Origin of the sequence: Sphingobacterium sp. 1.A.5, from assembly GCF_002734235.1 — a bacterium.
Classification (GTDB): domain Bacteria; phylum Bacteroidota; class Bacteroidia; order Sphingobacteriales; family Sphingobacteriaceae; genus Sphingobacterium; species Sphingobacterium daejeonense.
In genome coordinates, this window is the sequence record NZ_PEBA01000002.1 from 42,830 (window position 1) to 63,647 (window position 20,818).

At 33.5% G+C, this 20,818-nt stretch carries 39 protein-coding genes; 36 read left to right on the forward strand and 3 right to left on the reverse strand.

Annotated features, from left to right (window positions below; translation table 11 throughout):
• Positions 1–126: 126 nt before the first annotated feature.
• From CRT24_RS01785 to CRT24_RS01915, 27 genes are all read left to right on the forward strand, one after another.
• Complete coding sequence (locus CRT24_RS01785; RefSeq protein ID WP_099369546.1) at positions 127–333, forward strand: hypothetical protein; 207 nt, start codon at positions 127–129, stop codon at positions 331–333.
• A 185-nt stretch (positions 334–518) separates the two neighbouring features.
• Complete coding sequence (locus tag CRT24_RS01790) at positions 519–839, forward strand: hypothetical protein (protein WP_144034479.1); 321 nt, start codon at positions 519–521, stop codon at positions 837–839.
• A gap of 4 nt (positions 840–843) precedes the next feature.
• Positions 844–978, forward strand: coding sequence for a hypothetical protein (locus CRT24_RS21140; RefSeq protein ID WP_257213934.1), 135 nt, complete (start codon positions 844–846; stop codon positions 976–978).
• 196 nt (positions 979–1,174) lie between these two features.
• Positions 1,175–1,990, forward strand: a complete 816-nt coding sequence (locus CRT24_RS01795) for an ERF family protein (RefSeq protein WP_099369548.1) — start codon at positions 1,175–1,177, stop codon at positions 1,988–1,990.
• 2 nt (positions 1,991–1,992) lie between these two features.
• The gene (locus CRT24_RS01800; RefSeq protein ID WP_099369549.1) at positions 1,993–2,856 is read left to right on the forward strand and encodes a PD-(D/E)XK nuclease-like domain-containing protein; all 864 of its coding nucleotides are present in this window, start codon (positions 1,993–1,995) and stop codon (positions 2,854–2,856) included.
• Between the two features lies 1 nt (position 2,857).
• Positions 2,858–3,433, forward strand: a complete 576-nt coding sequence (locus tag CRT24_RS01805; RefSeq protein ID WP_099369550.1) for an exonuclease domain-containing protein — start codon at positions 2,858–2,860, stop codon at positions 3,431–3,433.
• Positions 3,418–3,654 carry a hypothetical protein gene (locus tag CRT24_RS01810; RefSeq protein ID WP_099369551.1) on the forward strand — a complete coding sequence of 79 codons (237 nt, stop codon included), beginning with the start codon at positions 3,418–3,420 and terminating at the stop codon, positions 3,652–3,654. The genes CRT24_RS01805 and CRT24_RS01810 overlap by 16 nt, the downstream gene beginning before the upstream one ends.
• Complete coding sequence (locus CRT24_RS01815; RefSeq protein ID WP_099369552.1) at positions 3,635–3,991, forward strand: hypothetical protein; 357 nt, start codon at positions 3,635–3,637, stop codon at positions 3,989–3,991. Before CRT24_RS01810 ends, CRT24_RS01815 begins: the two co-directional genes overlap by 20 nt.
• A gap of 3 nt (positions 3,992–3,994) precedes the next feature.
• Positions 3,995–4,360, forward strand: coding sequence for a DUF3127 domain-containing protein (locus tag CRT24_RS01820; RefSeq protein ID WP_099369553.1), 366 nt, complete (start codon positions 3,995–3,997; stop codon positions 4,358–4,360).
• A 38-nt stretch (positions 4,361–4,398) separates the two neighbouring features.
• The gene (locus tag CRT24_RS01825) at positions 4,399–4,920 is read left to right on the forward strand and encodes a MazG-like family protein (protein WP_099369554.1); all 522 of its coding nucleotides are present in this window, start codon (positions 4,399–4,401) and stop codon (positions 4,918–4,920) included.
• Entirely contained in the window at positions 4,913–5,230 is a 318-nt protein-coding gene (locus CRT24_RS01830) for a helix-turn-helix domain-containing protein (protein ID WP_180269038.1), read from the forward strand. The genes CRT24_RS01825 and CRT24_RS01830 overlap by 8 nt, the downstream gene beginning before the upstream one ends.
• A 202-nt stretch (positions 5,231–5,432) precedes the next feature.
• Positions 5,433–5,624: a hypothetical protein gene (locus tag CRT24_RS01835; RefSeq protein WP_099369556.1), complete on the forward strand. Its 192-nt coding sequence runs from the start codon at positions 5,433–5,435 to the stop codon at positions 5,622–5,624.
• 13 nt (positions 5,625–5,637) lie between these two features.
• Positions 5,638–6,057, forward strand: a complete 420-nt coding sequence (locus CRT24_RS01840) for a hypothetical protein (RefSeq protein ID WP_099369557.1) — start codon at positions 5,638–5,640, stop codon at positions 6,055–6,057.
• The gene (locus tag CRT24_RS01845) at positions 6,050–6,229 is read left to right on the forward strand and encodes a hypothetical protein (protein ID WP_099369558.1); all 180 of its coding nucleotides are present in this window, start codon (positions 6,050–6,052) and stop codon (positions 6,227–6,229) included. The genes CRT24_RS01840 and CRT24_RS01845 overlap by 8 nt, the downstream gene beginning before the upstream one ends.
• 186 nt (positions 6,230–6,415) lie before the next feature.
• Positions 6,416–6,646 carry a hypothetical protein gene (locus CRT24_RS01855; protein WP_099369560.1) on the forward strand — a complete coding sequence of 77 codons (231 nt, stop codon included), beginning with the start codon at positions 6,416–6,418 and terminating at the stop codon, positions 6,644–6,646.
• A gap of 9 nt (positions 6,647–6,655) precedes the next feature.
• Positions 6,656–7,594, forward strand: coding sequence for a hypothetical protein (locus tag CRT24_RS01860; protein WP_099369561.1), 939 nt, complete (start codon positions 6,656–6,658; stop codon positions 7,592–7,594).
• A gap of 40 nt (positions 7,595–7,634) precedes the next feature.
• Positions 7,635–8,204, forward strand: a complete 570-nt coding sequence (locus CRT24_RS01865) for a DUF6633 family protein (protein ID WP_180269039.1) — start codon at positions 7,635–7,637, stop codon at positions 8,202–8,204.
• Between the two features lie 4 nt (positions 8,205–8,208).
• Positions 8,209–8,409, forward strand: a complete 201-nt coding sequence (locus CRT24_RS01870) for a hypothetical protein (RefSeq protein ID WP_099369563.1) — start codon at positions 8,209–8,211, stop codon at positions 8,407–8,409.
• Between the two features lies 1 nt (position 8,410).
• Positions 8,411–8,854: a hypothetical protein gene (locus tag CRT24_RS01875; protein ID WP_099369564.1), complete on the forward strand. Its 444-nt coding sequence runs from the start codon at positions 8,411–8,413 to the stop codon at positions 8,852–8,854.
• Complete coding sequence (locus tag CRT24_RS01880) at positions 8,844–9,194, forward strand: VRR-NUC domain-containing protein (RefSeq protein WP_099369565.1); 351 nt, start codon at positions 8,844–8,846, stop codon at positions 9,192–9,194. Before CRT24_RS01875 ends, CRT24_RS01880 begins: the two co-directional genes overlap by 11 nt.
• A 45-nt stretch (positions 9,195–9,239) precedes the next feature.
• Entirely contained in the window at positions 9,240–9,665 is a 426-nt protein-coding gene (locus CRT24_RS01885) for a hypothetical protein (protein WP_099369566.1), read from the forward strand.
• Positions 9,666–9,757: 92 nt separating this feature from the next.
• Positions 9,758–10,039: a hypothetical protein gene (locus CRT24_RS01890; RefSeq protein WP_099369567.1), complete on the forward strand. Its 282-nt coding sequence runs from the start codon at positions 9,758–9,760 to the stop codon at positions 10,037–10,039.
• Between the two features lie 119 nt (positions 10,040–10,158).
• Complete coding sequence (locus CRT24_RS01895; protein ID WP_099369568.1) at positions 10,159–10,638, forward strand: hypothetical protein; 480 nt, start codon at positions 10,159–10,161, stop codon at positions 10,636–10,638.
• Complete coding sequence (locus tag CRT24_RS21005) at positions 10,631–10,903, forward strand: hypothetical protein (protein WP_218962560.1); 273 nt, start codon at positions 10,631–10,633, stop codon at positions 10,901–10,903. Before CRT24_RS01895 ends, CRT24_RS21005 begins: the two co-directional genes overlap by 8 nt.
• The gene (locus CRT24_RS01905; protein ID WP_099369570.1) at positions 10,900–11,202 is read left to right on the forward strand and encodes a hypothetical protein; all 303 of its coding nucleotides are present in this window, start codon (positions 10,900–10,902) and stop codon (positions 11,200–11,202) included. Before CRT24_RS21005 ends, CRT24_RS01905 begins: the two co-directional genes overlap by 4 nt.
• Complete coding sequence (locus tag CRT24_RS01910) at positions 11,199–11,495, forward strand: hypothetical protein (RefSeq protein ID WP_099369571.1); 297 nt, start codon at positions 11,199–11,201, stop codon at positions 11,493–11,495. Before CRT24_RS01905 ends, CRT24_RS01910 begins: the two co-directional genes overlap by 4 nt.
• The gene (locus CRT24_RS01915; protein ID WP_099369572.1) at positions 11,492–13,273 is read left to right on the forward strand and encodes a DNA cytosine methyltransferase; all 1,782 of its coding nucleotides are present in this window, start codon (positions 11,492–11,494) and stop codon (positions 13,271–13,273) included. Before CRT24_RS01910 ends, CRT24_RS01915 begins: the two co-directional genes overlap by 4 nt.
• A 192-nt stretch (positions 13,274–13,465) precedes the next feature.
• Here the strand turns inward: CRT24_RS01915 and CRT24_RS01920 are convergent, their stop codons facing one another.
• Positions 13,466–13,684 carry a hypothetical protein gene (locus CRT24_RS01920; protein ID WP_099369573.1) on the reverse strand — a complete coding sequence of 73 codons (219 nt, stop codon included), beginning with the start codon at positions 13,682–13,684 and terminating at the stop codon, positions 13,466–13,468.
• Positions 13,685–13,704: 20 nt separating this feature from the next.
• Here CRT24_RS01920 and CRT24_RS01925 point away from each other — a divergent pair, with 20 nt between their 5' ends.
• From CRT24_RS01925 to CRT24_RS01945, 5 genes are all read left to right on the forward strand, one after another.
• Complete coding sequence (locus CRT24_RS01925) at positions 13,705–14,058, forward strand: HNH endonuclease (RefSeq protein ID WP_099369574.1); 354 nt, start codon at positions 13,705–13,707, stop codon at positions 14,056–14,058.
• Positions 14,059–14,298: 240 nt separating this feature from the next.
• Positions 14,299–14,721: a hypothetical protein gene (locus tag CRT24_RS01930; protein ID WP_144034480.1), complete on the forward strand. Its 423-nt coding sequence runs from the start codon at positions 14,299–14,301 to the stop codon at positions 14,719–14,721.
• Entirely contained in the window at positions 14,714–15,001 is a 288-nt protein-coding gene (locus CRT24_RS01935) for a GIY-YIG nuclease family protein (protein ID WP_099369576.1), read from the forward strand. Before CRT24_RS01930 ends, CRT24_RS01935 begins: the two co-directional genes overlap by 8 nt.
• A 100-nt stretch (positions 15,002–15,101) precedes the next feature.
• Positions 15,102–15,365, forward strand: coding sequence for a hypothetical protein (locus CRT24_RS01940; protein ID WP_099369577.1), 264 nt, complete (start codon positions 15,102–15,104; stop codon positions 15,363–15,365).
• Between the two features lie 235 nt (positions 15,366–15,600).
• Positions 15,601–15,975 carry an MmpS family transport accessory protein gene (locus CRT24_RS01945; RefSeq protein WP_099369578.1) on the forward strand — a complete coding sequence of 125 codons (375 nt, stop codon included), beginning with the start codon at positions 15,601–15,603 and terminating at the stop codon, positions 15,973–15,975.
• 308 nt (positions 15,976–16,283) lie between these two features.
• On the opposite strand, the gene CRT24_RS01955 is transcribed toward CRT24_RS01945, so the two are convergent.
• Positions 16,284–16,463: a hypothetical protein gene (locus CRT24_RS01955; RefSeq protein ID WP_099369580.1), complete on the reverse strand. Its 180-nt coding sequence runs from the start codon at positions 16,461–16,463 to the stop codon at positions 16,284–16,286.
• 171 nt (positions 16,464–16,634) lie between these two features.
• On the opposite strand from CRT24_RS01955, the gene CRT24_RS01960 reads away from it, so the two are divergent.
• Positions 16,635–16,958, forward strand: coding sequence for a hypothetical protein (locus CRT24_RS01960; protein WP_099369581.1), 324 nt, complete (start codon positions 16,635–16,637; stop codon positions 16,956–16,958).
• 66 nt (positions 16,959–17,024) lie between these two features.
• Positions 17,025–17,492, forward strand: a complete 468-nt coding sequence (locus CRT24_RS01965) for a hypothetical protein (protein WP_099369582.1) — start codon at positions 17,025–17,027, stop codon at positions 17,490–17,492.
• Between the two features lie 684 nt (positions 17,493–18,176).
• Here CRT24_RS01965 and CRT24_RS20760 read toward each other — a convergent pair.
• Complete coding sequence (locus CRT24_RS20760; RefSeq protein WP_180269040.1) at positions 18,177–18,353, reverse strand: hypothetical protein; 177 nt, start codon at positions 18,351–18,353, stop codon at positions 18,177–18,179.
• A 100-nt stretch (positions 18,354–18,453) separates the two neighbouring features.
• Here CRT24_RS20760 and CRT24_RS01970 point away from each other — a divergent pair, with 100 nt between their 5' ends.
• On the forward strand, positions 18,454–18,711 hold the full coding sequence (locus tag CRT24_RS01970; RefSeq protein WP_218962561.1) for a hypothetical protein: 258 nt from the start codon (positions 18,454–18,456) through the stop codon (positions 18,709–18,711).
• An 889-nt stretch (positions 18,712–19,600) separates the two neighbouring features.
• Positions 19,601–20,659: a zinc ribbon domain-containing protein gene (locus CRT24_RS01980; RefSeq protein WP_099369585.1), complete on the forward strand. Its 1,059-nt coding sequence runs from the start codon at positions 19,601–19,603 to the stop codon at positions 20,657–20,659.
• Positions 20,660–20,818 lie beyond the last annotated feature (159 nt).

The following is a 20,818-nucleotide window of genomic DNA, read 5'->3' on the forward strand; positions in this document are numbered from 1 at the left end:
TGAAAAATTTCTTGATACAATTTTGAATTAAGTTGTAAAAAATTGTACTTTTGATAATCAATAATACAACTTAATAGAACTTATATTACATCCGTAATACTCAAATATAATACCAAAACATCATATATGGAAATTATTGACAAAAAATTACAACCTTCTTTAAAAGAAGCTTTAATTGATTTACCGGTTTCTGATCAATGTATTTCGGAAAACGCTTACAAAAAACAGTCTGTACGCAATACAATCCAAAGATTGAAAGCTAGCCATCCTCATTTTAAATTTAAAACCATGACGGAAAACAGAAAGATTTTTATCTGGAAAATACAAGGATAATACAATTAAAAATACATTTTTTAAAAAAATTAGATAAATCTAAAAAATAAATTAAAAATAATAGTTGTATCTAATTGTATTTAGTTGTATCTTTGAATATCAATTACAACAAAGCCCTGCAAGTGCAAGGCTTTAATAAAGTAACACACACCCGAAGGGGCATGTATTTAAACACAATCAAAGATATGAATAATTTAACAATCATTAAGGGGTCAGTTGAAAACTTCGTTTTAATTGATCAAGAAAGCAACAGCTATTCTGCTTCATTCTTCTATTGTCCTGTTTCTAAGTACAATGATGGATTCTATGATGAGGAAGATCTGATTGAAATAGTTGTAGATTTTATGCATCAGGTGAAAGAGTCAATTTCAGGATGGGAATATCCTGTTTTCAAGGAAAGCAAAGTTTATCCAGGCGATGATGATTTTGATACTTCTTTGGCTGCAAAAGAGGCATTAGAAGCTGCAAATGAACAAATCTTACAACATCAACCACAATATGTTTGATCATATGCTATTCAAAAAAGTACCCCATGGTACAGAAGTTATTTTCATCAATATTATCGATGGTGAAGAAGTTATTTATGAAGATTTCTTTGATCACCATGATACCGAAAAAATAGCAAAACAGTATCTAAAAAGATAATTATTAGTTATACAAATTATAAAGCAACACACACATGAAACGATTATTTAACTATTTAAATTCCCTTGAGGGAAATGCTACTAACGCTGATTTTAGCGTAGCTAAGGAATGTATTTACTTCCTTTTAAAATTATCAATTGTTTTCGCAACGATTGGTGGGGTATTAATTATTTACATTAAACACGCATTATAACCTATGAAAAATCTAGTTAAAGCTATTCTCGCTGTCATGAAAGACGTAGAGAACATCGACAAGAACATGACAGTAGGTGAAGGTAAAAATTCCTATTCTGGCGTTTCAGACAAAGACGTAAAAATTGCTGTAGGAAAAGCCATGCAAAAGCATGGCCTCGTAATGTTACCTATTGAAATTGACCCTACAGTAAAAATTGAACGTTGGGAAGAAGATACCTATTATAATGGCCAGAAATCAGGCGTTAAGGTTAAACAATCAGTTTTTACAGAAGTTAAAACGAAATATATCCTAATGCATGAAAGCGGTGAGTCACAAATCATTGAAGGATATGGCCATGGTGTAGACAGTCAAGATAAAAGCGCAGGAAAAGCGACCACGTATGCGCTTAAAAATACATTACTTTATTCTTTCTTAGTTCCAACCGGATCCATTGATGATACCGACGCTAAACATTCGGAAGATCATCAAGTTCCTGGTGATAAATCCTCTAAAAAACCTGAAGATAATAAAAGCAGCAATGATCCTAAAACAATACCTGTAGGTATTGCACCTGGTCTTCCTAAAGTTGTGGCAAATGCTAAGGACCTAGTGGGTTTAAATACAATTTGGAATAATAATGTGGCACTACATGAAAATGTTGAATTTCTTAGATTGATCTGTTTGAGAAGGATTGATTTCGCAACTAGTAAGGAAGATTTGACACAAATATTTGCAGATGCACAATTGCTTCATGCGGACACAGATTTTGTTGCTCAATTGACAGCAAAGAAAAAGGAATTACCAACTACTAATAATAAGGAAAAGAAAACTGCTTAACCATGATATTAATAAATGAAAATACAGCCTTGGAAAATATTTCCGAGGCTGAAAAAAGAGCCAACTTTATTAAAAACCTGATCAAGGATATTAAATCAGGTTCCTCAAAATTGAGCTATTCTGCTTTGTCAAAGTTCAAAAGAAGTCCAAATGCATTTATCAATTATAAGATGAAGGCGTTTGAGACAACTGACTCGATGCTTTTAGGTAAACTGGTTCACGCCATGGTTCTAGAACCTCACACAGTAGAAGATCAATTTTTCACAGACAGCGATAAAGTTGAAGAAATAGGGGGCGCAAGCCCAAGGGCAACCAAAGCTTACAAGGAATGGAAAGCTTTTCAAATTGAACGTTTTCCAGACAGAAGCTTAGTTTCAAGTGATATGTATAAGCTTGCTGAACGTATGGCAAATGCAGTATTGAGCAATAGAGCTGCCAAATACGTATTAAGCCTCATTCAGCAAACCGAGCATAAAATTGAATGGGATTTTGACGGATTGAAATTTATTTCCTTCTTAGATGGATTAGGTGAAGTTGTGATTGATTTGAAAATATGTGCAGATGCTGAACCTCGTAAATTCCAACGAGACATCATATACCAGAATTACCACCTTCAGGCTGGTGTTTATACAACTGCAGTTGGTGAAGTATTGCCTTATTATATTATCGCAGTAGATAGGGAATGTGAAGTTTCAGTCCACCATTTAATGGAAGATCTTGTATTGAAAGGCGTTTCTATTTTTGAAAATCTGATCAAAGAGTTTAAATCTTGTCTTGAATCAGGGAATTTTAATGAATCATTTGAATACAGAGCCTACACAGAAGAAGGCGTGTATAAAATGGATGTTCCACCTTATTTGAATTAACATGGCTAAGATTCTTTTTTACGATTTAGAAACTACCGGCACCATGTTTTGGAAAAATGGTATCCATCAATTATCTGGGATCCTAGAAATAGATGGTGAAGTGAAAGAAACATTCAATTTCAAAATGCGACCTAATCCAAATGCGATAATAGATGATGGTTCCTTGAAAGTAGCTAATGTTACTATTGAAGTTATCCAAAATTACGATCTTGATATGAAGCAAGGTTATGATAAGTTCATTTCATTATTATCTACTTATGTGAACAAGTACGATAAGAAGGATAAGATCTTCCTTTGTGGATTTAGAAACACTGGTTTTGACGATCCTTTCTTGAATGCTTTTTTTAAACAGAACGGTGATGATTATTCCTTCTCATGGTTTTGGAGCAATAGTCTTGATGTTAATGTTTTGGCCACACAGGAATTAAAAGAAATTAGGCAGTCTTTGAAGGATTTTAAGCTATCAACCGTTGCTGAAACATTGGGTATTGAAGTCGATCACAATAACCTTCATGATGCGTTGTATGACGTGGAATTAACCAGATTATCATATCACAAGCTATGCAAGGTACAATAGAATTAAGTATTGATAATTTGATTACCAATGCTTGCAGAATTACCGAAAAGGTTGAAAAATCTGCTACGGAAAACCTAGTTAAAGGTGAAACGGACAAAGTACTTCTTTTAGTTTCAGTCAGGCAGTTATCATCAATAATTAATCAACTAAACAATCAATACGATGGAGGATCACAAAAAGCAAATGGACAAGATGGTCCTAATGATTACCCAGATTGGTGATTCAATTTGTGAAGCCATTGATCGAGATAACCCCGATGAAGTCTTAGGAAAGCTTCAGGAATTAGCCTCGCTACAAGGAACGGCTTCATATTGTTTAGCAATAGCTAAACAGCTTCACAATTCGAAAATTGCTTCATTGTTAGTAAGTGGGTTCTATAAGGATTACAACGCAACTGACAGAAAATTGATCTTCCTGGAATTGGCAAAAGATGAAGTATTCTATCTGAATCTAATAGAAAGATATGTAGCGAACATAAGTCACTCAATAGAAAGTTTAAGGAGCATTCTCTCTTTTAAGAAACACGAATTAGAACAGTCCAAATATCAAACAACATAAGAAATGGAAATAAAAGGAATTGTACATGAAATAGGTAACATCATACAAGTTACCGATTCATTCAAAAAAAGGGAATTAGTAATTGCCTATGCTGAGAATCCTCAGTTTGTAGAGTACATTACAGTCCAGGCTATGCAAGATCGAGTTTCAATCTTTGACAATCTAAAAATTGGCCAACAAGTAAGTGTAGATTTCAATTTGAAAGGCCGTCCCTGGACTAACAAGGAAGGACAGACAACGTACTTCAACACTTTGGTAGCATGGAGAGTTACACCATTGACAAATACACAGCAAGCGAGTCAACCGGTATACAACGATATGCCTCCGGTAGATATTTCAGGATCAGATGATGATGACCTGCCTTTTTAATTATTAATTAATATCATTAATACAATTAAATAAAAATCATGAAAGAATTAGAAGAAAAAATAATCACCTGGGCAGAGGATAAAGGAATCATGGAATCATCTAGCCCATTGAAACAGTTAACCAAAACTTTTGAAGAAGCAAAAGAGCTTATCGTTTCCTTAGTTAATAAAGACCAAGCGGAGATTATTGATGCAATAGGAGACGTTAACGTGACTTTGATCATCTTAAACAAACTATCAGAAGTAAAGGTTGAAGATGGCTCATTAGGCAGTTCTAAAGTTTTCTTTATGTTGAATTGGCTGGTAGAGATCTTCAAAAAGGTCTGCCAGAACAAAGAGGTCAGGATCGATATTGTAAGGGCTCAGGAGGCTCTTGGATATGTAGCAAAAGAAAACGGATTAACCTTAGACAAATGCACTCAAGCAGCTTATGAAATCATTTCCAAAAGAACCGGAAAAATGGAAAATGGGGTATTTGTAAAGGACAATGTTGAATCCAAGATTGTTGAAAGAGAGAATATCACCAAGAGTAAACAAACAAGAAAGGGGAAAAATGGGTAAGATCATTACATCTTTGGAGCAGGTTCCAGATGCTTTGACCATCATCTTAGATAAGATGGAAAAAATGGAGATGGAAATGGCATCGATAAAACAAAAATATTCGGCTGCTCCTCCACTTCCTGTTGAACAGGATGAATTAATAACCTTTCAAGAAGCTTTGCAATTTCTAAAAATTAAAGCAAATGCACTTCATAGATGGAAGCGTGAAGGGCTCGTACCGTACAGTAAAATTGGAACCAGGGTCTATTTCAAAAAAGCAGATCTTGAAAATTACAATCGGGTTGAGATTACCAAGAAAAGAAGGTTTTAATGTATTATTTAATATAACTTAAAATTATATTTGTTATATATTATTTTTGTACTATATTTGTAATATAATATTTACTAATCCACTGTATAGGCAGTCGCATTGCTGAAGGCAGTCTTTATTTTATTTAGTTATTCATACCCTTTTCCCTGAGATGATGCGACCATCAAGGGGTGAAAGGGTTTTTATTTAAAGTAACACACACATGAAAAATTCAAAACTAATTCAACAAATAGCTGGCAAGCTAGTGGTTGAAGGCTTAACTCACGATTTTGTGACCAAGGAAAAAGCAATCAAAAAAACTATGAACTGCGTAGGATCTACTTTAATTCATCAAGAGATTGAAAGAAACTATGATGAAATAGTTCGTGTAATGGCAACAATGACCGTTAACTAAATTTTAAACTAATATGTTCATTAGACAAAAATTAGGTACTATCCTAAATAGGGTATCTTATGCCTTTAAAAATGAAATTAAGGCTGCAATGCCAGAATTATATGCTCAGGGATTTTCTCACGCTCTTATGATCTTTAAAATAGCATTCGACAAAGAATTTACAGATTATGTTCAGATAGAAGCAAACAAGCATCAGGAAATCCGAGATCTGAAAAAAGAGATCGAAAGGCTCAATACAAGCTTGGGGAACAAGCAGCGATTCATAAACCATTTGGAAAATATGATCATGCAGACTGAAGCCAATAAATTAAGTAATAATCAAAGGAAAAAAATCATCAGGGCCATTTGCTCACTTACTGGCCAGCAATATGATGTTATCCGAGATGAATTTGACACCATCTTAAATATCAGAAAGGGGGCCTTAAATGACTAGGAATATTTTAAAATTCGTAGGTAGCTTTCTAGTGGTCTTATTCTTTGGAAGATTTGGTATTGAAGTATTCAAAGATGGATATTATCTGCATGGTATTGCTGTTATCGGATTTGCTCTTTTCGGTGCAATGATATTGTATTTTACTATTGAAGGAAAGAGAGGTGAGGAATGAGAAGCAAATACAGATTTGAGCGCTTATATGCTTTTAGCCGTTGGAAATTGTCAAAATGGTCAAGAAGTGATAACTGGGTCATCATAGGTATTTTTAAATGGTGGAGTGGGCCTGGTTCATTTTGTTATATGGTTGGTTTATTCGGATTTGAAATAAGATTTTGGTTTAAAGAAAAGGAGGTTAAGAATGACCAGAAATAAAAATTCAGGCTACTTTGTTCGGACAAAGTCTGGTAAACTGGGTAGGACTTTTTCTGATCAAATGCCAATAAACGGAAAGATTAGGGTCTATGAAGTTACCGAAACTAAAACAGTAGATCTTGGTCAAGGAAACAATTTTGAAATTCCTGTAAAATGGAATCAAGCAGGATCATTATGTGATCCCAAATCTTTGACTGTTTTAGGGTTAATAGATTAGGAGGTTTAAATGGCAAACGTAACAGGTTGGATTAAGCTTCATAGGAGCCTTTTAGATTGGGAATGGTATAAAGACCTCAACACAAGATCTTTGTTCTTGCACCTCCTAATTAGGGCAAACCATAAAGAAAATAAGTTCCAAGGCAATACCATTAAACGTGGTCAAATCCTTACTGGAATCAATTCTTTGTCGTTTGAAACTTCGTTATCGATTCAAAAACTAAGGACATCACTTAATAAGCTAAAATCAACAAACGATATAACAATCGAATCAACCAACAAAAACAGCATAATTACTATCGTTAACTATGATTTTTACCAAAGTATTGATGATAGCCAACAAGCAGAACAACAAACGGATAACAATCAATCAACAAACAAACAACAAACAAACAACAAACGGATAACTACAAACAAGAATATAAAGAAAGTAAAGAATATAAAGAATGATAAGAATGAAGAAGAAGTTTCTTTTTTGTCCGAACCGAGTTCGGAAGAAAAAAAAGATTTCAATGATTTTTCAACTTTTTCACCAAAAAATATTCAAGAAGAAATACCTGGCAAAAATGAATTTGAAAAATTTGGAAAGGCAGAATTTCGACAAATCCTTCTCGATCTTGAAGTAGATCCTCAACATGTTGAAGATTGGATAAAAGTACGAACAGCAAAAAGAGCTGGATTCACAGCCACAGCTCTTCAGTTAATTTTTAATGAATGTACCAAACATAATTTCCCGATATCTGAAGCTATTAAAATGTGCGCAGGGAAAAGCTGGCAGGGATTCAAATATGAGTGGTACCTAAACGAAACAGGTAATGGAAAACAACCAACAAATACAACGAGCCAGTCAAGGCAACAAAGAGTTGACGAAGTCGCAGAGTTCAGGAGGGCTAATCAACAGTCTATTATCGAACGATTACAGAAGTATACAGCAGGCAATAACCAGTAATCTACCTTCGATTGCCAAGATAAGGAGAGAGGATCCTGAATTGAGCAGAGAAGTAGTTTCTGAATTCATTTCAGACTTTGTAGAGTTTTTGAATGTTGGAAAAATAATGAACGTTAATCAAATTTCGCAAACAGCAATTTACATACTTCAATATTTTCCACACTTCAACCTCGCGGATCTAAAAGTCTTTTTCGATAAAATGAAAGTAGGACACTATGGTAAATTCTACGATAGCATAGATGGCCAGCTGATACTCTCAAAGCTTGACGAGTACAATCAGGAAAGAATGAACGAGTTTGAACAGGTTAGGCTAGCTCAGCACAGAGAAACCAAACGAAATGACGTAGGTATATCAGGATATCACGAAAGTGTCTTAAAAGTCCTAAAAGATGCCATTGGAGACAAACAAGTATTCACTGAAAAGAATTTGGCACCGAGGACAAAATCAGATGCTGAACTTTTTTACGATAGATGCCTGGTTCAATTCGACAACCTTTACAGGAAGTATGGCAAACAGATGTCCTCCGTCCGGTTCCTGATCATCGGTGATACACGATTCACCATAGACAAATTCATCGAAAGAAAAGTTAATAACAGATTAGAAAAATAAAAATATGAGAAACATCAAAGAAAAGATCGTTAACCGATTACCGAACATCATGACCACTAAGTCGGGATTTTTAAAGCTTGACCAGGATCAAAAGGAAGCATTGGCTGAAAGACTTGAAATCTTTCTAATGCTAGAATTTAAGAACGCACATGACGAGGGGCTTTCTGAAGGCACCTCCAAATTACCGCCCATTTCATTGAATTGATATGATCAGGGCAAAGGTTGGGCAATGCTCCGACTGCCAGAAGAAATACCCATTAACAAAAGGAAGGTGCCAATATTGTTATTGGAAACATAGAGCAAAGGTGAGGCAGTCGGAGAAAGCCTTGAAAGAAAAAACAGATCCACTGAATGAAGAGACTAAGAAAGTTTACGTAATTCCAAAGCAAACAGATAAAAGGAAGAAACAGAATGCTTTGTATCTAAAAAAAAGACGTATCTTTATGGATCAAAACACAAATTGTCAAGCGAAGCTAAATGGGTGTACTGGTAAATCAACTGAGCTTCATCATCGAAAAGGTAGGTTAGGAGAGTTGATACATGATGAACGATATTTTCTAGCAGTATGTAGAAATTGTCATGACATCATTACCGAACATTCTGAAATGGCTTTAAAAAAGGGATTGTCTTTATTGAGATATGGGATCTGAAGGGATTTTACAAAAAGCTTGTGTCGAATGGTTTGAACTCAGATACCAGAATAGGGGATTAGGAGTTATCGTTTCAATTCCCAATGAAGGTCGAAGAAATGCTAGGACAGGAGGGAGGTTGAAAAGAATGGGCCTTAAGGCCGGGTTTCCTGATCTTATGATTATTAAGAAATCTGATATCCTCTTCATTGAAATGAAAACCGAGCACAAGAAAAGTACAACAAGTGAAAAGCAAGATGCTATGCATTGTGTTTTGAAAAAACTAAGTCATAAAGTAATCGTATGCCGATCAATAGATAGTTTCATTGGAATAGTGGAAAAATTCATGATCGGCATATAACTAATAGTTATTCAAATTATATCTTATTGTATGGTACATGAAAAAATGAAATTGAAGATCCTTGAGAAAATATCAAAGGATCTTTCCGTTCATATCGAACAGGTCTTCACTGAATTGCTAAACCAGCAAAAAACGGACTACCAACTTCAAGATGTAATTGCCTTCTACCTATCAGACCAAAAGAAAGATAAAGGACTGATCAAAATGAACAATAAGACAAGTGAGGTCGTAAATACGAAAAGAGATATCGCATTTATCTATTATTGCCTTTCATGTCCATTTTATAGGGAATTAGGCGTAAAGGCAAATCTTCCAAAGGAAAAAAGAGAAACCTTATCCATTGCACTGAACCTTAGCAGAAAAAATATCCAGGAATACATTATCAGTGCAAAACATCAATTTCGATTCTATTCAGATTATAGGGAAATGATAGAACGAAATATTCTTCAGCATTTAAAATATAATAATTGATTATATTAATTATATAGTTTTATTTGCATATATAAATAATAGTAATTACCTTTGGGTATAAAGTAACACACACAAATTTAATTTATTGGATTATGGAAGCATTATTAACACAAATGCCAAATGATACGGTCGTAGACCTATCAAACAAAGAATATTTCTTTCCAGAAAATTTTCTTTTAAGCCAAGGGTACGCCTTTCAAGCAAATTCTTGGGATAATGGACGCAATTATTATTCACTGGATCTTAATTCTGGTATCACCATTCATGTAGTGGATAATTCAGAAGTTTGGCATGAAAGATATGGTAAATTAACACAGCTATCAGCTGTAATATTCTGTGAAGATCTTCTTAACCTAGAAAGGTTATTATCGTAAAATTTCAGGAAAAAGCTACTTAAAAAGATCAGGCTATTCTTCGGAATACGTCTTTCCCAACAGGAAAAGGAAGAAATGCTACAGATAGCAAAGGAGTATGCACACAAACACACAAACAAATGGAAAGATTAACAATAAAGGAACTCGCTCCGTATTTACCGTTTAAACTGCAATGGAAATTCGAGGGTTCAGACGAAGTTCACGAATTAATAGGAATAGATATTACTGATTGTGGAATACATTTATTATCACCGTATAGTGACTACGGAAAGTGCAGAATTGACAAAGGAAAACCCCTCCTAAAATCTTTATCCAAACTTACAGATGAAATAGAGAATAACTCAATATCTATTCAATTAGAACCTAATCTTAAAAAAGTAAAGCCTAGTGAGCTTATATATAAGCATTGGTTTTACACAATTAGAGAAGATGGTCATTTCTCTTATCATATCGGTGATGGAACTGTGATAGGTAGTCTTTATAGTGGCGTGCCTTATAGTTTAATTGAGTTATTACTCGAATGGCACTTCGACGTATTCGGTTTAATCGACCGAGGTCTAGCCCTACCTATTGATGGAAAGGAGGTGGAAGGTGAGTAACATTGAAAGCATCTTGAAAAACTTTAATGTAAGTCAAGTAATTACCGACTCGTTAGCAACAAGGCATATTATAAAACTAGAAGGCAACAACACATTAGAGGTAATTATTTTTAAAGGTGAGGGTAGAGAAATTAGGTTCATACATGACAATTTTCCAGGTCAAAGAAGGTTTTTCAGTACCAATATTCCCTACACATCTATAGAAGATTTTGAATCGGATTTGAATCGTATGAAAATCAACGCAAGAAAGGAGGTTAAGCCATGAGTAACCAAGAACAACTAAAACACCCAGTATTAACAGCTGAAATTAAGCTTCAGGCATTTGCATCTAAATTCTATCAAGGAATGGTATGGGAACCTAAAAAAGGAGACTACTACACCACGACAAGAGCAGATTTAGAATTATATCAAGTTGTAGACGTAGACGAAGGATTTGTTTACACTAAATACACTTATGACGTAGAATCTAAAAATATCTCTAAATGGGAAAAGGATAAATTTTTAACCGAAGGGTTTGGCACAAGACGTATGTGGATTCCAGACTATTTAATCAAAAAGCCATGAGTAAAACAATAGAGGAAATGAACGCAAAGCAAATACATGAACTTACAGACTGGAAAGAATCTGCAAGTAAAGTTTTTAAAAACTTAGACCTACAAGCTATCGGAAAAACTTTAGGTATTGGTTTAGGTGAGGACGTGTCAACAAATGTTCTGCCGAAAATCAAGGAGCTTCAAGAGCAGAATGCGGAGCTTGTAAGGTTATTGGAAGAGTTATCAAAAACAACATCGGGGAGTAGGTTTCTTAAAATAAAACATGAAGCAAAGGAACTATTAACCAAATACCAAAAGCCATGATAAACGCATTTATATTACAGCATAAACCTTTCACTCCTCAAATAGTAAAGAATCCGACAGCTATTAGATACATCGTAGTCGATCTATTCTGCGGAGCTGGAGGTACAACAACTGGATTTGCAAAAGCAAAGGATAAAGATGGAAATCAGATCGCTATTGTTGCTGCATGTGTCAACCATGACCATAAGGCAATACGTTCGCACTGGGAAAATCATCCCGAAGTATACCACTTTGAGGAGGATATCAGAACGCTTCATCTCGATCCTTTAATTGAAATTGTCAAAACATACAGAAAGTTTTACCCCAATGCAAAAGTCGTTCTATGGGCTTCATTGGAATGCACAAATTTTAGCAAGGCTAAAGGAGGTCAATCGAGGGATGCTGATTCCAGGACTTTAGCAGATCACTTGGACAGATATGTTATTGCGATCAATCCTGACTATGTTCAGATTGAAAACGTGGTAGAGTTTATGTCATGGGGTCCTCTTAATGAAAAAGGAAAACCTTTGAGCATGAAATCAGGAATTGATTGGATGAGATGGAGAAACCATATTAAATCATTGGGTTACCGTGACGATTGGCGAGAATTGAATTCAGCGGATTTTGGTGCCTATACTTCAAGGAATAGGTTATTCGGATGTTTTGCAAAAGATGGTCTTCCAATCGTATGGCCACAACCTACTCACTCTAAAACAGGATCCAATAAGACTACCCTTTTTGGTAACGACCTTAAGAAATGGAATGCTGTAAAGGACCTACTGAATTTTGATGATGAAGGGGAAAGTATCTTCAATAGGAAAAAGCCTTTGGTTGAAAATTCCCTTAAAAGGATCTATGCAGGATTGATCAAAGAAGTAGCTGGAGGTAAATCCGCTTTTTTGGCTCAATACAATTCGGGCAAAGACCGTATAACAAGTATTGAAAAACCATGTAATACTATACCCACTGAAAACAGGTTTGGATTAGTTCAAACAGCATTTATTACCAAATACTTTTCAGGCAGACCCATGAACAAGATAGCCTCAGTTAACAGTCCATTAGCGACAATAACTACAGCTGCTAATCAAGCATTGGTAAAGGTTGAACCTTTCGTATTAACATCTTCCTATAAAGGAGTATCTAAGTCGGTAGATGAACCAGTTCCAACGATTTTGGCAACTAGAAAACATCACTATTTGATCAATCCTTGTTTCCTTACTAAGTACTATGGTAATGAAAAAGGCTGTGAATCAATTAATGATCCATTAGACACGATACCTACAAAGGATAGGTTTTCATTGGTTCAGGCACATTGGCTGGATAAACAGTATTCAGGCGAACACAATCATCAGTCGATCAATCAGCCGGCAGGAACAATTTTAACATCGGACAAACACGCTTTGATGACTGCGAAAGGGTTTATCTATAATCCATCACATGGTGGTCATACGATGCATATCGAACAACCATGCGCAACGATTATAGCACGTCAGGACAAAGCACCACTTTATTTTATCCAATACACAATTGATCAGAACGTAAGGATCGAAATATATGATGAAGATTCTGAGACAATGGTCAAGATCAAGGAGTTCATGGCCTTGTATGGATTATCAGATATCCGCATGAGAATGCTTAAGGTTTCAGAGTTGAAGTTAATCCAGGGATTCCCTGCAGATTATAAACTTTACGGAAATCAATCGGATCAAAAGAAATTTATTGGAAACAGTGTTGTCCCTCATGTGGTCCAAGCTTGGGCTGAATGCCAAGGTGAGGTATTATTAAAATTGGCAGCATAAATCAACCTAAACTGCAGATGGATTTATTCCATAATTGTTGACTTATAAACATCGGAAATTACAATAAGGCTTAATAAGAGGAAAAGGGATATCGGTTTATCTATAATTTTTAAGATCATATTAAATAAAGGTCTGTGTCCAATTAATATAGACAAAAATAATTGGACTAACAAAAATCGAAAGGGGGGGTAACTATTTCTTATTCAAATCAAATGATTCTTCTATTAATTTCCCAATTTCACCAATGTTCGCTCCCGACGGTAGATAAGAGGAGTCTAATACAGTCCACTTTCCACCTATCCTCATTAAAGGTGTAGCTTCATTGACATCAAATTTAACGGTTACAATTAGTGGGTTTTCAGAGACTAAAAACATATCATATTCAGAGCCTTGATACAAAATTTTTTCCATTAATAAAATTAGGCAATAAAATGAAACTAACAAAACAACAACGTCAATCACTCAAAGAAAAATACAACGGTCGCTGCGCTTATTGTGGCGACCAATTAGGCGAACGTTGGCACGCTGATCATATAGAACCTATCGTAAGGAATTGGTGGAATGGAACGTGTGAACATCCCGAACGCAATACTCTGGAAAACTTCAATCCCTCTTGTCCAAGTTGCAACATCGTTAAGTCAAGTATGTCATTGGAAAGCTTCCGTAAAATCATAGGAGGATTCATTACCTCACTAAATAGGGATAGTACACAATACAAATTTGCTAAGCGCTATGGTTTACTAGAAGAAAAAGAGATTGAAGTTAGGTTTTGGTTTGAAAAATAGTGTGAATAAAAACTTGTATTTTAGGTTTTTCAAACTATTTGATTTTAAATTAAAATGTCAAAATTTTCCTTTAAAAATTCTGAAACTAAACATAGGGTTCAGGATCAATTAAACACAATGCTATTAATTACCTACGAGGTTGAAATGCACATAAACGCAATATTTTTTATTTCTAAAGTGTTTATTGAAGCTGACATGTACATCATGTCCTATAATCAATTGTGGATAAACCATGATACAATGGCGCTGATAAAAACTCAGGCATTATTTAAAGATAATCCACGTTGCGACGAAATAAAAACCTTTAGTAAGTTATATAGCTTTTTAGAAGGTAATTCTATTAATATAAATCTCAGTGGACTGAAGGAAATAATGAATGATATTAAAAGGTTTACGGAGGAAAATCCCAAATTAGAAAAGATCAAAAAGCGTAGAGACACTGTGGCGCATGTGTTTAAAGCAAATAGATCAGTACGTGTAGCTAATGATAATTCAGTGAATTTTAAAGATTACTTATTGATAATTTTAAAAGCCAGGGAATTATTACAAAATCTATATAAGTATCTTTTTGATCAAAAATTCGAAAATATTGATATAGATGTTAATTTATTTTTAAAAGTTTACGAAAAAGGGGTTCAATCTTTAAATAATATAAATGATTAAAAAAGTTATATATAAAATAACATACCCGAACGGTAAAATTTACATAGGAAAAGACCTAACCAATACTTTGAATTATTTTGGAAGTGCTAACAGCAGATTGATTGCTGCTGATTTCACAGAGGAACAAATGTTGGATTTTACAATACGAAAGCAAATACTTTGGGAGTCCTACACGGATGACATTAAAGAGGTCAATAAGGTTGAGGTAGAACTAATTAGAAAACATCAATCAAATAATCCTGAAATTGGCTACAATCTTTGGCCAAAATTTAAGAGTTAACACACCTATCAGTATCTCTATACACCCGCCAACAAGCCACCGAGAAAGCTATTGAAAGGGCGCTAAAAATCTTCAATGGAAATCATTAATTTTACATATAATGGCACATAAAGAGAAGATATTCAAATTAGATAATGGCAATCGTTTAAAGGTTGAAATTACATTTCACTTTGATAGTTTTAGATATGACTACGATAAATCAAAGGAAAACATGTCATACTATGCTTTTGTTACCTACTTAGAAAAGGGTAAAAAGAAAGGAATAAGAGTAAACAACGAAGATTGGTTAACTCAAATTCAAGAAACTGCCTTGGAACTATGGCAAGATTTTAAACCAAAATTCACAAGCCTAACCCACCGTTAGGTTTTTAATTTTGAACTCCCCATAATACTCTTCCAGCTTCTTTAGATCTAATTTGCCTTCCTTTATTAGAGTTGCTCCTGTCGCGCGTATTCTTCAAAAGTCCTTCTATTGTTTATGAGCTATGGGTGTATTCTGAATTACCTGTTTTTAGGTATTTTACAGAAATACCGTATGTTAGGTGTTAATTTTACTAATTTTATGACAATTGAAAAATAATATTTATAAATATAAATTTATGAAAAACTTAAAAACCCTATCATTGCTTTTATTAGCATTAACTTTTGTTTTTTCATCATGTAGTAAAGATGATGACGGTTCTCCTGGTACTGAAGCCAAGAAGGTTCAGTACAAAATAATTGGTTCCTCTGGTGTGAATATTTCCGTCATTGTTTATTACGATGGGGATTCTCCAGTTAGCAAAACTGGAAATTTCGGAAATGAGTGGACGAGTGATGCAAATATTTCTTCAAAAACACCAGCTATTTCAGCTAATGCAATTGGGCCAAATGACAACTCCACATTGAAATCACAGATTATAGTTGATGGCAAAGTTGTTAAGGAAAGTGCAGTTTCTACTGGAAAGGTCCTTACCACCAATATTTCTTATTAATAGGAAATTAAACCGAACTTTCCACAAGCCTAACCTACCGTTAGGCTTTTTACTTACCTTTGTTTTATGCAATCCACAATAGACAAAATACTCCAGGCAATCAAAGAATGTGAAGAGCCGTTAAATAATACCGATGCACGGAACATACGTGACTTAATACTGAATGAAATAGGAGCAACACTTATCGATAAATCCCGTGAGGAAATAGAAGGCTACGCACGTAATAAGGACGAGGCCAAATCATTGCATTGGTTCTATACTAGGTTCATTAGCAACAAGGCTAAGAGCAGGACAAGCAAGAGGATGGATTAATGCGAACTGTTTGTTGCATTTGAAATATCTATTAGAACGAGTTTTAATACTTCAGGATTATCATTTAATACACTTTCAGCATAAGCTTGAGCTTCTTCTATAGACCTATTTTTTGCTATCCAAATTGCAAACCTACCCACGAAATCTCTAACATCAATATCTGAATGGTTGTCCATTGTCTTTATTAATATAACCATCCTAAGTCAAAATGTTTTGAATAAATTGAATAAATAGCACATATATTTGAATTGTATCATTAAAAATGACCAATATCATTTTATTTACAAAAGAAGATAATTTACTTTGATTGTATTATTGCATATCCCAGTTAATCGAGTCTTTTAGATATGAGAAACAAAGACATTTTAGATACAATAGACCCCATACTTAAGGAGATTTTTGACTTTTATGATATTAGCCATACTAAAGCAGATGTCAACATCCATATGGAAGAAGGGTATCCAATAGGCACTGATATTTATATTATCACCGGATTCTTCAACTCGGAAATGTACGTACAGAGGATGTACATTGTTAAGGAGGAAATTGATTCAATAATTGACAAAAAGATTGTAAAATTGGTCGAGGATATAAAGGATAATATATCTAACAGGGATAAATTTAATATCCATAAAAAGGATTACGACATGCCACATTCGGGATTTTCTTAATATATATAACTCTATTATAAATTTTAATAATATATATTGGAAACCGAAAAAATAATATAAAAAAATATGCCCCTTAACGAAAGATTAACTAGATTTAATGAACATTTCCATTATAAGGAACAACCTGAATTGTATGAATTTGAAATTTCTCCTGAAAAGATTGCTTATAGAAATGAAGCTTTAAGGACAGGTGACAGGGAGTTATACTTCAAATATCTCAGCGAGAAATACGAAGACAAAATAAAAAAAGAAATGGAGAGCTTTGATCTATCTGCGAAAAATCTTGTGAAAATTAATAAGGAATCTGCTGAGAATTTATTCGATGAATATCAAATAAACCTTCTGAAATCAGACATCAGCTTCCTCGATGATGATGCTATTTATTCCATGTATAAAGTAAATCCTGAAACCATTGATATATTGCTTGAGGGTTACCGAGATGATTTAATTGACGTTTTCGTTCCGCCACGTGAGGTGTTTTATAACAGTAGGAAAGAAATTTATTTAGATAAATCAGGAGTCTTTTCGAACTAAAGTTTCTTATATAAAGAATTTGGCCTAAATTGTGCAGTCAAAGTAAGAGTTAGCCGAGGATTTTTAGACGTTCAACACAACTAACTAAATGGCGGACCCCCTCAGTTTTTGGAGGGGTTTGTTTTTAAAATAATATTACTAATTTAAGTAATCCCCGATCTTTCGAGTGCAGTGACTTCATTAGTTTGATCGGGGAATTTTTATTAGTAGGTGTAAACTCTCATGAATAAGTTAAAATTTCTTAAAATCCTTGACTTAAATTTGGACCTATATTAAATTTGAAAGTATATTCTACAACCGGTATTTATAAATGTTTATTATTTCTAATGTCCCCTGATGTTATGGTATCAGGGGATTTTTAAATGGCCGACAATAATGTTTCCTATAAAAATCATCTAAAGATCCCCGGTCTTAAATTGGATTGGGGATTTTTTTATTAAATTCGAACTTTAGATTCAATATCGCAATCTAGGTTAATAATTAGTTAAAATACTCCCGAATCACCCGATAAGGGGATATTTATCTAAATTTTAAATAATCTTAAATGAAAAAAGCCACCTTTTACGATGGCTTTAATTCAACTCAAATAAAAACTATAAATACATTTCTTAATTATATAAGTATTGATTATACAAGGTTCATCTTCAAGCTAAGAGCAGGGCTAGCAAGAGTAAGGATTGATCCTTATTTGTTATTTATACTAGCTTTAATATCCTCCAATACCAGTTTCAATATATCTGGATTATCCTTTAGAATTTTTTCAGCATATTCTATTGCTTCCTTTTCACTTTTAGCCCGAGATAACCATAGGGCATATCTGGTCACGAAGTCCCTGATATCAAATTTTGAATGATTGTCCATAATGTTTATGTAAACATAACAAACTATATGTAAAATGTTTCAAATTATTTTTAATTATTTTTATTTTGAAAAAAAATTTTTAATTTTTTGTTTACCTATTATGAGGAATATTCCAAAGGAAACGATTATATCAACTGCAAGAAGTTTATTGCGAGGAGGAATTGAGACTAATCAGAAAAGAATCACTTTCCCTGTTACATTAAGTGGAGAATTATTTTATTCTAAAGAAGCTGAAATAAGAGAAATTGAAGGTAAAATGTGGACCATGTATACAGTGGATTGCAAACAGTGGTTGATAAAAATCGAGGAAGAAGTATTTAATTTGGGAATATATCCGAATGTTTATACAGGGGATTGATTTAATGACTACCTTACCAAAGTTGACAGTGTCTCATTCACATTGACAACCTATTAAATTCTCAATCAGTTAGCCCTTAAGGAAAAAGGGTAATATGGTGAATTGAACCCTGCTGATAATCGCAGGGTTTTTTAAAAGAAGTTGTTAATTGTTATTATTATTAGTTTCTATTGTAAGTCCTTGGTCCAATCTGTTCGCGACATAGCAGATGGATCAGGGATTTTTTATTAACTGGTCTATTTTAACACATAATCCAATTGAAGTTTTATGAATTTGTTAAAAATTCTTAAAATGCTTGACAAGAAATCCCTGCCATATTAAATTTGAATATACTTTCTACTACCACTAATTAAAAGTTTATTATTTCTTTTATCCCCTGTTTCCATGAGTCAGGGGATATTTTTACCGGCTGCTGATTAGTTTTTCCATAAAATTCCATCTCAAGATCCCCGGTCTTAGTTAGATTGGGGATTTTTAATGAATAATATAACTCTAATCAATAAATATTTCAAATTCTGTTGTTGAATATCGCCATATCCTGTTTCGATACTAATTTCTACGAACTATTGTCAATATATTCAAGTATTTCTTTTTTAATTTCTTGAGGTAGCATAGAAAAAACTTCAAGCCGGAGTATAGAATTTTTGTTGCTTCTCATGGAAAATCCAACAACCATTACCTTAGCGGTTTTAATAATTGAAACCACATCACTGGGCGTTTGCTTGTTCCTATTTATCCATGCTGGTGCTGACATGGAACAAAAATACTAATATTTTTAGCAAAACACTATGCTGTAAATAAAACACTACATACCTTATTTTATCGCTAAAAACTATTAATTGAAAATTTTAATTTATTTTAAGTTTGCAAAATAGAAATTTGATTTTTAATGGAAAAATACAATTACTGCCCAAAGTGTGGCTCAAAACAATCTGGTAGCCCAAAGTTTTGTTTTGAATGCGGAAATGAATTTAAAGCTCAAACCAATGAGCCAATAGACTTAAAGTTTGCATACATTCATATTGAATCAGCTATTGAAAATTTGGTTCTTAAATCGGGTATTTTGATAATTACAATCAATAAAGATAAAGTGATACTTTCCAAAAGGCCTGAATCATTTAAATTGAAAATATCAATTGATGAATCTATTTTAGATGAAAATAAAACATTTATAATTAAGTCACTTTCCTATCATAAAAATAATAACCATTTTGAAAAGGAATATATTTTAGATTATACAGATAAGGTAATCAACAATATTGTTAATGAATTATCAACTCTTTTTCAATTAGAAACAGGTATTGAGTTTGATCATGAACCATTTTCTGAAAAAGTAATTCCTAAGGCTTTCGAAGAGCCGATTGTAAAAGAGGCAGAAAATATAACAACGAATCCGAAACTTTTAATTAATCAAAAAAAACGGATTTTAGATCCACTGACCATAATTATAATTATAGGTTTTTTAATAATTGGAGGTGCTTTATTAAAGTATCATTTTGAGCATATACCTAAAGATGTTGAAATATCTAATAAATATATTTCAGATAAAGATTATATAAAAACAAAACCTGTTTTTAACGATGAGAATATTGATAACTCCACAAATGATAAAAAAAAGAATTTAGGTCGATTAGTTGGAGTTTGGCCAGATCCTCAGCTTGCTAAAGACATGGATTTTCCAGCTGCATATAAATTTGTTTTAAGTGATGATGGAAAACTCTATTTTTCTTCTTGTGATATGTCAGAAGAAAAATTGGAAATCGGTGCTAAATCTGAATTAATTACAATAAGTGAACTCGTTTGGAATGGAAAAGAGTTTGTAGATATGCATTTACCCGATCAAAGATTTAAAATTAATAAGTCTGGAGATTTAATTATCAGTGATCAATTAGGTAAAATTGGCGTGTTTGCGAAAAGTTTTATTGATCCCACTGTTTTAAAGTTTTAAAAAAAGCCACTGGTTAGAGTGGCTTGATCATTATTAATAGCGTGTTTTAAAAGGTCTGATTTATAATTTCTGGTGAAAAATCTCCGACTATTTCAGCTTTAAATATACTTTTCTTTTCTGGGCAATATAAAACATCAAAAACATTGCCTGTTAAAATAG